Raw genomic sequence first — 12,442 nt, forward strand, 5'->3', positions numbered from 1 at the left:
TGCCGACGTGCTGAAGCAGGGCCCTGTTTTTGTTGAGTACGAACCGCAGACCCGCATTGAAGGCGACCTGCAGCAGATGCCCGCGGATTTTCCGGTAACGGAGTTGTGGCGCGTGCTGACGGGCCAGGCGGCCGGACGCCAAAGCGCGTCCCAGGTGACCATCTTCGATTCAGTCGGGTTTGCGCTGGAGGATTTCTCGGCCCTGCGTTGGTTGCGCGACAGCGCTGCCCGGCTGGGCGTGGGCACCCGCATTGAAGTGGCGCCGCAATTGCACGACCCCAAGAACCTGTTCGACGTGGTGCTTGCGGCAACCCGCGTCACGACAGGTGGCGCGGGTTGAAGGCTTGGCTCCCCCTACGCCCGTGTGGGCGCCTGGGTCGGTGGCGTGCCCTCATGGAACATGCCTTTCAACTGCGACCGCAGCTCGGGTGAGTCAGTGTGCTTGTGTACGGTGGTGGCGTGCTGCACGGCGGCTTCCAGCAGTTCGTCGTCGCTATCCGCGGCCAGGGCCACCGAGCAGTTCATGTCACTGGGGTACTCACGGCAATCGATGTATTTGCGGGTCATGACGTTCTCCCTGCGCAGCGCCCGGGGGCGGCTTGCGCGATGGAATTTCCGACGCGCTGCATACTGGGACATCGGGCGGGATGGCGCGTCGCAGCGCACCCGATGATGTCAAAAGTATAGGTCTGGCGCGGCCGTGGCGTAGCGGGAAAATGCGGGGTCGGCCCCTGTATTCATGCCGCCCCGCCATCCTTAGACCGGGTCGTTCGTTGGCGTGTCGTGCAAGATCGGCCGGCCCAGCAGATAGCCCTGGAAGTGCGAGCAGCCCTCTTGGGTCAAGCGCGCCAGTTGTGCCGCGGTCTCCACGCCTTCGGCGGTGGTGGGAATGTCCAGGCTGCGCCCAATGCCGTTGATGGCGCGGATAATGGCCAGCGCTTCCTTGCTGGATTCAACGTCCTGCGTGAACGACTTGTCGATCTTGATCTTGTCGAAGTCGAACGACCGCAGATAGCCCAGCGATGAATAGCCCGTGCCGAAGTCGTCCAGCGCCACCTTCACGCCCAGCGCTTTCAGGCGGTTCAGCGTGGTCAGATTGGCGGCGGAATTCGCCAGCAGCACCGATTCGGTAATTTCCAATTCCAGCCGCCGTGCGGGCAGGCCAGAGTTCGACAGGGCCGATTCCACCAGCGACACCAGCGCGCTGTTGGTGAACTGGGTGGCCGACAGGTTGACCGCCACGGTTTCGTGGTCGTCCCAGCGCATGGCTTGCGCGCAAGCTTCGTGCAGGGCAAAGGCGCCCAGCTCGTGGATCAGCCCGGTTTCTTCGGCGATGGGAATGAAGTCGTCGGGCATGATCAGACCCTTCACCGGATGCTGCCAGCGCATCAGTGCCTCGCGACCCACGATGCGGACGTGGCTGACATCCATGATGGGCTGGTAATGCAATTGAAACTGCTGCTCCATGATGGCCTGGCGCAGGTCCATCTCGATTTCATGGCGCTTAAGGGCGGCGGCCTCCATCTCGGGTTCGAAAAACGCCAGGCGGTTGCGGCCGTTGCGCTTGGCTTCGTACAGCGCCATGTCGGCGTAGCGCAGCAGGTGGTCGGCCGTGCAGTCCGTCGTTTCCGCCAGGGCGATGCCGATGCTGACGGTAACGGGCACGGTATGGCCGTCCACCTCGAAAGGCTGGCGCACCGCCTCGATCAAGCGGTCGGCCAGCTTGCGCACGTCTTCCTGTTGGCCGATGTTGGGCAGCACCACGGCGAACTCGTCGCCACCCAGGCGGGCCAGCGTGTCCTGTTCGCGCAGCGCCTTGGGCAGGCGCTTGGCCAGCAGGCGCAGCAGTTCGTCGCCGCAAGGGTGGCCCAGCGTATCGTTCACGCTCTTGAAGTTGTCCAGGTCCAGGCAGAGCACGGCGGTGCGGCGGTCGCCCACGCGGTTCTGCAGGGCCTTGAGCAGCTGTTCGCGAAACAGCCGGCGGTTGGGCATGCCGGTCAAGGTGTCGTGGTGCGCCATGTAGCGCACTTGCGCGTGCGCCGCGTTTTCGTCGGTGACGTCGTCGGAGATCAAGAGCGCGTAGCGCGAACGCGGGTCGCTGCTGTGGAATACCCGCGTGCGCGTGCGCAAGGTGCGCAGGCCGCGCGCGGTCTGCAATTCTTCTTCCGCTTCGCGCAGCGCGCCATCCGAACGCAGGGCGTCGTGGGTCAGGCGGTCGAAAAATTCGCAGACGGGCGCGGGCAGGCATTGCTGCGCGGTCTTGCCCAACATGTCGGCGCGCGTGGCGCCGAACGTCGCCTCGGCCTGGCGGTTGGCCAGCAGGATATTGCGCGACACGGCATCCAGCACCAGCACGCATGACGGAATGTGCGACACCACGGCTTCCAGAAAGCTCGACAGCGACGTCAGCTCTGTGTTGTAGTGCTCGGCCAGTTCCTTGGCGCGGACAAGCTGTTGTTCGCGTTCCCGCCGTTCGGTGATGTCGCGCGTGACCTTGGCAAAGCCAAGCAGCTCGCCCTGATCGTCGTGGATGGCGTCGATGACGACATTCGCCCAGAACAACGTGCCGTCCTTGCGCACCCGCCATCCTTCCGCCTCGAAGCGTCCTTGTTCGCGGGCGGTGGCCAGCCCGCGCTGCGGCAGGCCGGACGCCTGGTCTGCTGCGCTATAGAAGCAGGCGAAGTGCTTGCCGACGATTTCTTCCTGCGTGTAGCCCTTGGCGCGTTGCGCCCCGGCGTTCCAGTTGGCGACGGTGCCGTCCGGGTGCAGCATGTAGATGGCGTAGTCGATGACACCTTGCACAAGGTGCCGGTACATGACGTCGGAATTATCGATGATCATTGGGAGGTGACGGGAGCCGAACCCGCCGCAGGGGCGTCGCGCCAGCACGTGTGCTTGCATTGCGTTCCTGCCGGCGTGGGCCGTCCCGCGAAAAGACGAAGGGATATACGGCTTTACGTCGTATGGCGCGCAATAGTTAAGCCGAGCGCATGAAAAGGCGCAAATCTATCGAATGATGTCGCGCAAACACAATTCATTGCGTTCGCCTGGGCGGCGGCGGGGGGCAGCGCTGGCGCGGCTTAGAGCTTGACCCGCTGTTTGAGCGCTTGCGCGATCATGCCGATGTCGATGTCTTTGCCCGGGTTCTTCTGGCAAAAGTCGTACAGCACCGCCACGTAGGCATTGCCCAGCAGCTTGGTGATGGCGCCGGCGGTGGTGGCGGCAATGGTGCCGCCCACGGCGCTGCCCGCGCCGGGAATGAACTTCAGCATGCCCGACACCACCGACCGGCCGATCAGCGTGGCCGCCGAGGCGCCCAGCGTGGAGGTCACCAGCGTGGTGATGGCGGTGGTGTCCAGCTCCATGCCGAAGGTGATGCCGATCTTGGCGATCATGCCGACCTGGATCGGCACCAGCGCGAAGGCGTCGGAAAACGGAATGGGCGCGGCGGCGGCGGAAGCCGCCAGGCCGGCGGCCACGTTGACCTCTATCTCAGCCCGCTTTTTTTTTACTTCCAGGGCCTTCTTGTTGCGGGTGGACAGCGCGTTGGCGTAGGCGCGCTGCTGCGCCTCGGGGATGTGTTCAGCCGTGACTTCGATCAGCTTGTCCAGACCCATCGGCGGCAGTTCCGCGTCCAGTTCCTCGATCCATTCCGGCAGCGCCCGCACCGCCACCACCTGCTTGGCGCGCGGCAGCAGGGCGCGCGCCTGGTCCACGAAGGGGCTGTTCTTGCGCGCCTTGGTCAGCACCACCACCACGGGAATGCCGGCGTTGGCCAGCATGTCGGCAAGCTCGATCTCTGCGTCTTCCACGCGATGGCTGCTGTCCTGGATGCACAGCCAGGCCACGTGCAGGTGCTTGTCCTGGTCGTCGGACGCCGAGCGTTCCTGGATCAGATCCGCCAACTGCTGGCGCGAGCGCGCGTAGTCGCCCACTTCCAGTCCGCGTGTGTCGATGATGGTCAGCGGGTGGCCGGCCCTGGTGTATTCCTGGGTGGTCTGGGTGACGGGCTTGCCCGCGCCGGTCTTGGCCAGTTCGCCCCGGAACACCGCGTTGATCAATGTGCTTTTGCCCACCCCGGTCTTGCCCGCGATCAGGATGTTCACGCGGCCCGCGCCGCGCGTGGCCGTGCTGATGGCGTCGGCGATGGCGTCCTGCAAGGCGGGGGAGTCGGGGCGGAGAGGCGGCATGGCGGTGGGCGCTAAGGCGGGGGATTGAGCAACGATATCAGATGCGTCCGACATTCGCGCCAATGGCGATATTTTCGGCACGGCTTGAACGAAGATCCGGGTTGCCTGATAAGTCCGGCGTGCAGGCAGGCACGCCGGATTCAAAACAACCATTGCTGCCGTGGCTGGTGAGGAGACTTCGGACATGATTTTGGACATCGCCGTGATCGCGATTTACCTGGCGGGCATGCTGCTGCTGGGCTGGTATGGCATGCGGCGCGCGAAGACGCATGAAGATTATCTGGTGGCGGGCCGCAATCTGGGGCCGGGCCTGTACATGGGCACCATGGCGGCCACGGTGCTGGGCGGCGCCAGCACGGTGGGCACGGTGCGGCTGGGGTACACGTACGGCCTGTCGGGGTTCTGGCTATGCGGGACGCTGGGCCTGGGCATCATCGTGCTGAACCGGGTGCTGGCCAAGCCCTTGCTGAAGCTGCGCATCTTTACCGTGACGCAGATCCTTGAACGCCGGTTCAGCGCCGGCGCCAAGCACGTCAGCGCGCTGGTGATGATGGCCTATGCGCTGATGCTGGCGGCGACTTCCGTCATTGCCATCGGCACGGTGATGGAAGTGCTGTTCGACCTGCCGTTCTGGGTGGCGGTGGTGGTGGGCGGCGGGGTTGTCGCGGTGTATTCCGCGTTGGGCGGCATGTGGTCGCTGACGCTGACCGACATCGTTCAGTTCGTCATCAAGACGGTTGGGCTGATGTTCGTGTTGCTGCCCATCTGCCTGATGCGGGTCGGGGGCTGGGACGAGTTGGTCGCCCGCCTGCCGGCCGCCAGCTTCGACCTGACCACCATCGGCTGGAGCACCATCATCACGTACTTCGTCATTTACTTCCTGGGCATCCTGATCGGCCAGGAAATATGGCAGCGTGTGTTCACCGCCCGCGACGAACGCGTGGCCCGCGTGGCGGGCACCGCCGCCGGCCTGTACTGCATTGTCTACGGGCTGGTTGGCGCCTTGATCGGCATGACGGCCCAGGTGCTGCTTCCCGGTTTGGAAAACGCCAACAACGCCTTCGCGGCCATCGTGCAATCGCAGTTGCCGGATGGCATACGCGGGCTGGTCATCGCCGCGGCATTGGCGGCCATGATGTCTACCGCCAGCGCCACGATGCTGGCCACCGCCACCGTGCTGGCGGAAGACCTGCTGCCGGCCTTGCGCGGGGGGCGGCCCTTCAAGGACCTGCGCGCGCATCGCGTGATCACGTTGTTGGCGGCACTGTCGGCGGTGGGTATCGCGCTGGTGGTCGACGACGTCCTCAGCGCGCTGACCTGCGCCTACAACCTGCTGGTGGGCGGCATGCTGGTGCCCTTGTTGGGCGCCATCTACTGGCGCCGCGCGACCACCGCCGGAGCCATTGCCAGCATGTTGCTGGGCTGCGCCGCGGCCATCGTCTTCATGGTCAAGGACGGCCTGGCGGCCAACTCGCCGATCTATGCGGCATTGGCCGCCAGCGCGCTCAGCTTCGTGCTGATCAGCCTGATGGGCCGCGCCAGCGAACCCTCTCGGCACCCCGTGGTGTCGCCGGCAGATGCCGACTGATCCGCGCCGACGAATTCCATCCCTATCCAGGAGCAACCCATGAGCTTTACCCCGGAACGCCTTGCGGCGCTGCGCGCCCGCTTCGGCGGCGACAACGAAGCCGCCATCCACGACGCCCACTTTCGGGCGGTAGCCGCAAACATCATCGACAACAGCGGCACGCGCAGCGCGCCCTATGCGGGCATGCCCACCTTGCTGGACGCGCCTGCCGGATACATCGACTGGCAGTCGCCTGATTTCGGCGCCCTGCAAGTGGCGCTGGCCGGTGTGCCGATGGACCTGGGCGCCAGCAACCGCAGCGGTTGCCGCTTCGGGCCGCGCGCATTGCGCGCCATTGAACGGGTGGGCCCGTATAACCACGTGTTGCGCTGTACCCCCACGCGCGACCTGCGCGTAGCCGATATTGGCGACGTGCCCATGCGCAGCCGCTTCAGCCTGGAGCAGTCGCACGAAGACATCGAACGCGCCTACGCCCAGATCCTTGCGGCGGGCGTCATCCCCGTGTCGGTGGGTGGCGACCACTCCGTCACGCTGCCGATCCTGCGAGCCCTTGGCCGGCGTCAGCCGGTATCGCTGATCCACTTTGACGCGCATTGCGATACGGGCGGGCCTTTTGATGGCAGTCGCTTCCACCATGGCGGCCCGTTTCGCCAGGCGGTGCTGGACGGCGTGCTGGACCCTACCCGCACCATACAGATCGGTATTCGAGGGTCGGCGGAGTACCTGTGGGAATTTTCGTATGAATCCGGCATGACGGTGATCCACGCGGAAGACATCGGGCGGATGGGCGTGCCCGCGGTCATTGCCCGGGCGCTGGACGTCGTGGGCGACACGCCCGTGTACGTCTCGTTCGATATCGATTGCCTGGATCCTGCCTTCGCGCCCGGCACGGGCACACCAGAGGTCGGGGGCGTGACGGTGCGCGAAGCGCAGGAAATATTGCGCGGCCTGGCAGGCATCGACATCATCGGTGGCGACGTGGTCGAAGTGGCGCCCGCCTATGACGCCACGGCCAACACCGCGCATGCGGGGGCGCAGATGCTTTTCGAGATTCTCAGCTTGATCAGTGTCCGGCATGCGGGCTGAGCACATCGGGTGGCGGTGCCCGTCAACGGGGACGGGTCGCCGCGTCCGGGAGAAGCTTGCAATCGCCTTTCGCTTTGGCGCAAATGGTAATGGAAGGTACAAGCGCGGCAAATGCCCCGTCATGGAAGCCTGGTATCAGCGGCAGGGTAACCATGCACGGAAATGGTGCTGATTCGGGGCAAGCGACGGTGCTTATTCCGCTATGTGGGAAGCAGCGCTCACGCAGGGCTTGCGTGGAAAAATGGGGCGCGAAGGCGTCCTTTCCACGCTGTTACATCTCAAATGTTTCGAACTTCCTGAGACGGGAATCGGCTGCGTAGAATCAGCGCCTCGCAAGGTTTCGCCGCGCTTTCAGCGGCACCATTCATGACCCGGTTTGCCCTCGTTCCTCGTCTGCTCCGCTCGCGCCCCTTGACCAAGGGCTTTCGCTATCTGTACCGCTATACCCGCGACGGCGCCTATCGGCACAACGAAACGCTTTGGCCGCTGGTGAAGGTACGCCGCGATGGTCGCGAACGGCTGGTGGCGTGCGACCTGGTCGGCGTGCGTGGCCCGGCGACGCTGCCCATGGCGCAGGTGCCGCAGGACATACCGGGCGACGCGCATCTGATTCTTAGCGGCCCCTCGGTTGCCCAGATCGACTACGCGCGGTGCCGTCTGGGCACTGTCATGGGCGTGAATGGCTCCATCGCGCTGCGACGCGCGCACCCGACATTGCGCTTTCATTACTACGCGATGCTGGATGCGGGCTTCGTCAAGCGTCGGCGCGATCTGGTGGCTGACGTGCTGTCGCAAGACCTGCTGCTGTTCGTCACGCCCGAGGTGTATCGATGGATCTCGTTCCTGTTCGATGCGAAGACCGTCCGCTGCCGCATCGCGCTGTTCGAAGAAGTGCATCAGCGTGCACTGCAGGCGCGCGCGCAGCCGCACGAGCTTGAAACCCAGTTGGCCGACGATGCCGAGCTGGTGCTGTTCGACGCCCACCACCCGCAGCACGCGCACGGCTTCAGCCTGAACCCGGCGCGCGGGCTTTTCGGGGGCGGCACCGTCGCGTATACCGCTTTGCAATTGCTGGCGTGGATGGGCGCGCGCACCTTGTACTTGCATGGACTAGACCTGACCGCCACGGCGGGTCCGCGTTTCTATGAACACCCCGGCGCGCAATTGGCCACCGCGCTGGACCGGCAGTTTGCCGGGCATATCGAACCCGCGTTCCGCCAGGCCAGCCGCCTGCTGACCGAGCGTGGCGTCAAGGTCTACAACCTGTCCACCGACAGCCGCCTGGGCGACGACGTGTTTGAAAAGCGCCATTGGAGCTGTTTGCTCAATCAAGGGGAATCACCGCCATCCCCGCAACGGCTTGCAGGTCTGTCATGATGAAAATTCTCTACACCAACTTCCACCAGGGCGATGGCGGCGGGCACACGACCTACGTCATGTCCCTGGCGCGCATGCTGCGCCAGCGCGCCCAGATCACGGTTGCCGCGCCACGCGGCAGCCGCCTGCTGGCCGAAGCGGATGCCTTGCCCGGCGTGCATTCGATTGACCTGGAGTTCAAAGGCCGACCGTTTCAGCAATTAGGCGCCTTGCATCGCCTGCGCACGTTGCTGCGCAAGGAGCGGTTTGACGTCATCCACGTGAACGGCTCCGCCGACCACCGCCTGTGCATGTTGGCCGCCGTGGGCATGGGGGCCAAGCGCCCGTTCATCGTCTACACGCAGCACAACGACCGCAGCGGCAAGAGCCTGGGCGTACGCGTGCGGGCCAAGTGGGGCACCAACCGCGTCATCTGCGTCTGCGGCCATACGTTCGGGCGCATGAAGGAATCGGTTTTCCGCGACGAAGACCTGCGCGTGGTGCACAACGGCGTGGACACCCAGAAGTACCAGCCGGCTACCCCGGAACAAGCGGCGCAGGCGCGCGCCGCGCTGCTGCCCGAAGGCATGCGGCGCCGCTTTGTGATCGGCAGCAACGCGGGCACCGCGTCCTATAAGAATTGGCTGGACATGGTGACGGCCGTGTCGCTCTTGCCCGAGCATCAGCGTGATCAGGTCGTGATCCTGATCGCCGGCAAGGAACCCGATGCCGCGCAACGTCAGCGTGTGGCTGATCTGGCCATGACGCATCAGGTGGTGTTCACCGGGCTGCTCGACGATGTCCGCCCGGTCCTGGCCGCGCTGGATGTGGGTTTTGTCTTGTCGTCCCGGCTGGAGACGATTTCATTTGCCTGCCGCGAAATGATGGCGGCCGGCAAGCCGGTCATCGTCAGCAAGATGGGTGGGCTGACCGAGAACGTCACCGACGGTCGCAACGGCTGGGTGGTGACGCCGGGTTCGGTGAGCAATGTGATGGCGACGGTGTCCACCATCCTGAACGACCGCGGCGTGGTGTTGAAGATGGGCGAGGAGGCCCGCAACACCGCGCTGCGAGAGTTCTCACTGGCGCAGTTTGTCGGGCAGACCGAACTGGTGTACCTGGAGGGCAGGACGCCCGCCCGTCACTTCGGCCTGACGTCCTGATCGCGGTCTTGCGGGTGTCATGAAAAAAGGTCCGGCGCAGGAAATGCGTCGGACCTTCTTTGATACCGCGACGGGCCAGGAACTTAGAAGTGAATCACCGTGCGGATCGACTTGCCTTCATGCATCAGGTCGAAGGCTTCGTTGATGCGTTCCAAAGGCAGCGTGTGCGTTACGAACGGGTCCAGGTTGATCTTGCCGCTCATGGCGTCTTCGACCATGCCCGGCAGTTGCGTGCGGCCCTTCACGCCACCGAATGCCGAGCCGCGCCACACGCGGCCGGTGACCAGCTGGAACGGGCGCGTGCTGATTTCCTGGCCCGCGCCGGCCACGCCGATGATGATGCTTTCGCCCCAACCCTTGTGGCAGCATTCCAGCGCCGCGCGCATCACGTGCACGTTGCCGATGCACTCGAACGAGAAGTCCACGCCGCCATCGGTGAGTTCGACGATGACGTCCTGAATGGGCTTGTCGTAGTCCTTGGGGTTGATGCAGTCGGTGGCGCCCATGGCGCTGGCCAGCACGAACTTGTTCGGGTTGGTGTCCACGGCGATGATGCGGCCGGCCTTGGCCTGCACCGCGCCCTGAATCACGGCCAGGCCGATGCCGCCCAGGCCGAACACGGCGACGGTATCGCCTTCCTTGACCTTGGCGGTGTTGTGCACGGCGCCCAGGCCGGTGGTGACGCCACAGCCCAGCAGGCAGACTTTTTCATGCGGGGCGGCGGGGTTGATCTTGGCCAGCGAGATCTCGTTGACGACCGAGTATTCGCTGAAGGTCGAGCAGCCCATGTAGTGATAGAGCGGCTTGCCTTCGTAGCTGAAGCGCGAGGTGCCGTCGGGCATCACACCCTTGCCCTGGGTGGCGCGCACCTTCTGGCACAGGTTGGTCTTGCCGGACAGGCAGAACTTGCACTCGCGGCATTCGGCCGTGTAGAGCGGAATGACGTGGTCGCCGGGTTTCAGGGACGTGACGCCTTCGCCCACTTCCACGACGATGCCCGCGCCTTCGTGGCCCAGCACGGCGGGGAACAGGCCTTCGGGGTCGTCGCCGCTCAGGGTGAAGGCGTCGGTATGGCAGACGCCGGTGTGGGTGATCTGCACCAGCACCTCGCCGCGCTGCGGGGGCGCGACGTCAATTTCAACGATTTCCAGCGGCTTGCCGGGTTCGAATGCGACTGCTGCGCGTGATTTCATAGTTGGGCTCCACGAATGTCGGGGGAATTACTTCAAATAGGAACGGACGATGCGCATCAGCTGATCAACCTCGGCTTCAGCGTTGATCCCGGTGTGTTGCGGCCCGCCCTGGGCGGATTGCAGAAAGGTTTCCCGGAGATGGCTTTCCAGCACCTCGGCCATCAGGCCGGTGGCGGCGCCGCGCAAGGCGGCCAGTTGCTGTAGCAGCGCCCCGCATTCCGTGCCCTCGTTGACCGCGCGTTCCAATGCTAACGCCTGCCCCTGGATACGGCGCAAGCGGGTGACGACGCGTTTTTTTTCTTCCGGCGAATGCGGCACGGCAGGCTCCGAAAACGATACAGGGGGGGAGTATACGAAAACCGTCGGGCAATTCGCAAGACATATGTACCTGTCTATACTGGAGGCCGATTTTTTCACTGCGCCTTGGGGGTTGCCCCAGCGGCGCCCACCCAGGATGCATCCGTGGCTTCTCCTCCCCCCCGATTGCCCGTTCAAACCCATTCCCTGCCGGCGCCCCTGTATGCACAGGTCAAGCAGATGATCGCCCAGCAGATCCGCACCGGCGCCTGGCCCGCGCATTACCGCGTGCCATCGGAAAGCGAACTGGTCGACGAATTGGGGTTCAGCCGCATGACGATCAATCGTGCGCTGCGCGAGCTGACTGCCGAAGGCCTGCTGGTGCGGATGCAGGGCGTGGGCACGTTCGTGGCTCAGCCCAAGGCGCGTTCGGCGCTGTTTGCGGTGAACAACATCGCGGATGAGATCGCGGCGCGTAATCATCGGCATCACAGCCGCGTGGTGCGCCTGGCGGAAGAACCGGCCGGGCCCGAACAGGCCCAGGCGCTGGAATTGCGCGCGGGCGAGCCCGTGTTCCATTCCGTGATCGTGCATTTTGAAGACGACGTGCCGATCCAGTTGGAAGACCGTTACGTCAATGTGCGCTTGGCGCCCGACTACCTGAAGCAGGACTTCACCCAGCACACCCCCTACGAATACCTGACGCGCGTGGCGCCGCTTAGCGAGGGCGAGCACGTGGTCGAGGCCATATTGGCCAAGCCGCGTGAATGCCAGTTGTTGCAAATCGAGCGCAACGAACCGTGTTTGCTGATCCGCCGTCGCACCTGGTCGGGCGAGCGCGCCGTGACGCTTGCGCGTCTTATCCACCCCGGGTCGCGTCACCGCCTGGAAGGCAAGTTCACGACATGACACCGCGCAACATCCGTTTGTATCGCGCCGCCGATTACCCGCGCATGCCGTGGAAGAACGGCGGTGGCATCACGCAAGAGGTCGCCCGCAACCCGGGCGGCAGCAGCGCTGCGTTTGATTGGCGCCTGTCGATTGCCGAAGTGGCGCAGGACGGCGGGTTTTCGGCGTTCGATGGCTATCAGCGGATCATCACCGTGCTGGAAGGGGCGGGGATTCAGTTGACGATCGAAGGACACGAGCAGGCGCCGTTAATACCCCGTGAGGCGTATGCATTCCCGGGCGATGCGCGGGTGCATTGCCGTTTGCTGAACGGGCCGGTCCGGGATTTCAATTTGATCTATGCGCCTGGCCGCTATCAGGCACGGCTGCAATGGATATCGGCATCCTGCGTGTTCCATAGCGCCGCGCCCGATGTGCTGGTGCTGAATGCGGGTACTGCGTTGGTGGCGCAGGTAAATGGCGAAAGCCACACGCTGCACGCGCGGTACGACTGCCTGCACAGCCATGGCCAGGCAGGCCTGGCGGAGTACCGCCTGCAAGGCAACATCGACGCCTGCATGATAGAGCTGACCCCACAAGGCACGTAGATTCTATGGTTTGGCGCAAGCCTGGCTGGCCATAAAGAGGTTTACATCGAAGGGTTTGCGCGATTTCCATACG

General features: G+C 64.5%; 11 protein-coding genes and 1 pseudogene. 7 read left to right on the plus strand and 5 right to left on the minus strand.

The genetic code is table 11. The annotated features are described in order from the left end of the window. Nucleotides 1–340, plus strand: a pseudogene (locus WBR68_RS16445) (ornithine cyclodeaminase); the annotation flags it as partial. Between the two features lie 14 nt (nucleotides 341–354). Here WBR68_RS16445 and WBR68_RS16450 read toward each other — a convergent pair. From WBR68_RS16450 to WBR68_RS16460, 3 genes are all read right to left on the minus strand, one after another. Beyond that, a complete protein-coding gene (locus tag WBR68_RS16450; RefSeq protein WP_050446842.1) occupies nucleotides 355–567 on the minus strand; it encodes a DUF1059 domain-containing protein in 213 nt (70 codons plus the stop codon). A 189-nt stretch (nucleotides 568–756) separates the two neighbouring features. Further along, nucleotides 757–2,841, minus strand: a complete 2,085-nt coding sequence (locus WBR68_RS16455) for a putative bifunctional diguanylate cyclase/phosphodiesterase (protein ID WP_083447363.1) — start codon at nucleotides 2,839–2,841, stop codon at nucleotides 757–759. Between the two features lie 239 nt (nucleotides 2,842–3,080). Then, the gene (locus WBR68_RS16460; protein ID WP_127183220.1) at nucleotides 3,081–4,190 is read right to left on the minus strand and encodes a YcjF family protein; all 1,110 of its coding nucleotides are present in this window, start codon (nucleotides 4,188–4,190) and stop codon (nucleotides 3,081–3,083) included. Nucleotides 4,191–4,374: 184 nt separating this feature from the next. Here WBR68_RS16460 and WBR68_RS16465 point away from each other — a divergent pair, with 184 nt between their 5' ends. The 4 genes from WBR68_RS16465 (at nucleotide 4,375) to WBR68_RS16480 (ending at nucleotide 9,383) form a co-directional block, all read left to right on the plus strand. Next, nucleotides 4,375–5,778: a sodium:solute symporter gene (locus WBR68_RS16465; protein ID WP_127183221.1), complete on the plus strand. Its 1,404-nt coding sequence runs from the start codon at nucleotides 4,375–4,377 to the stop codon at nucleotides 5,776–5,778. Nucleotides 5,779–5,817: 39 nt separating this feature from the next. Further along, nucleotides 5,818–6,864, plus strand: coding sequence for an agmatinase (gene speB / locus WBR68_RS16470; protein ID WP_230694756.1), 1,047 nt, complete (start codon nucleotides 5,818–5,820; stop codon nucleotides 6,862–6,864). Nucleotides 6,865–7,230: 366 nt separating this feature from the next. Then, nucleotides 7,231–8,241 carry a hypothetical protein gene (locus tag WBR68_RS16475; protein WP_050446838.1) on the plus strand — a complete coding sequence of 337 codons (1,011 nt, stop codon included), beginning with the start codon at nucleotides 7,231–7,233 and terminating at the stop codon, nucleotides 8,239–8,241. Then, the gene (locus WBR68_RS16480) at nucleotides 8,241–9,383 is read left to right on the plus strand and encodes a glycosyltransferase (protein WP_127186220.1); all 1,143 of its coding nucleotides are present in this window, start codon (nucleotides 8,241–8,243) and stop codon (nucleotides 9,381–9,383) included. Before WBR68_RS16475 ends, WBR68_RS16480 begins: the two co-directional genes overlap by 1 nt. A gap of 83 nt (nucleotides 9,384–9,466) precedes the next feature. Here WBR68_RS16480 and WBR68_RS16485 read toward each other — a convergent pair whose 3' ends face one another. Together WBR68_RS16485 and WBR68_RS16490 are read right to left on the minus strand one after the other, a co-directional pair. Next, complete coding sequence (locus WBR68_RS16485; RefSeq protein ID WP_230694757.1) at nucleotides 9,467–10,576, minus strand: S-(hydroxymethyl)glutathione dehydrogenase/class III alcohol dehydrogenase; 1,110 nt, start codon at nucleotides 10,574–10,576, stop codon at nucleotides 9,467–9,469. A gap of 27 nt (nucleotides 10,577–10,603) precedes the next feature. Continuing rightward, nucleotides 10,604–10,894 carry a metal/formaldehyde-sensitive transcriptional repressor gene (locus WBR68_RS16490; protein ID WP_050446836.1) on the minus strand — a complete coding sequence of 97 codons (291 nt, stop codon included), beginning with the start codon at nucleotides 10,892–10,894 and terminating at the stop codon, nucleotides 10,604–10,606. 144 nt (nucleotides 10,895–11,038) lie between these two features. Here WBR68_RS16490 and hutC point away from each other — a divergent pair, with 144 nt between their 5' ends. Both hutC and WBR68_RS16500 read left to right on the plus strand, forming a co-directional pair. Beyond that, the gene (gene hutC, locus WBR68_RS16495; protein WP_230694758.1) at nucleotides 11,039–11,782 is read left to right on the plus strand and encodes a histidine utilization repressor; all 744 of its coding nucleotides are present in this window, start codon (nucleotides 11,039–11,041) and stop codon (nucleotides 11,780–11,782) included. Then, on the plus strand, nucleotides 11,779–12,369 hold the full coding sequence (locus WBR68_RS16500) for a HutD/Ves family protein (RefSeq protein ID WP_230694759.1): 591 nt from the start codon (nucleotides 11,779–11,781) through the stop codon (nucleotides 12,367–12,369). Before hutC ends, WBR68_RS16500 begins: the two co-directional genes overlap by 4 nt. Nucleotides 12,370–12,442: the final 73 nt, after the last annotated feature.

The sequence above is a fragment of the Achromobacter sp. JD-1 genome (assembly GCF_038594925.1).
In the GTDB taxonomy this organism is placed as follows: Bacteria; Pseudomonadota; Gammaproteobacteria; order Burkholderiales; family Burkholderiaceae_B; genus Achromobacter; species Achromobacter spanius_C.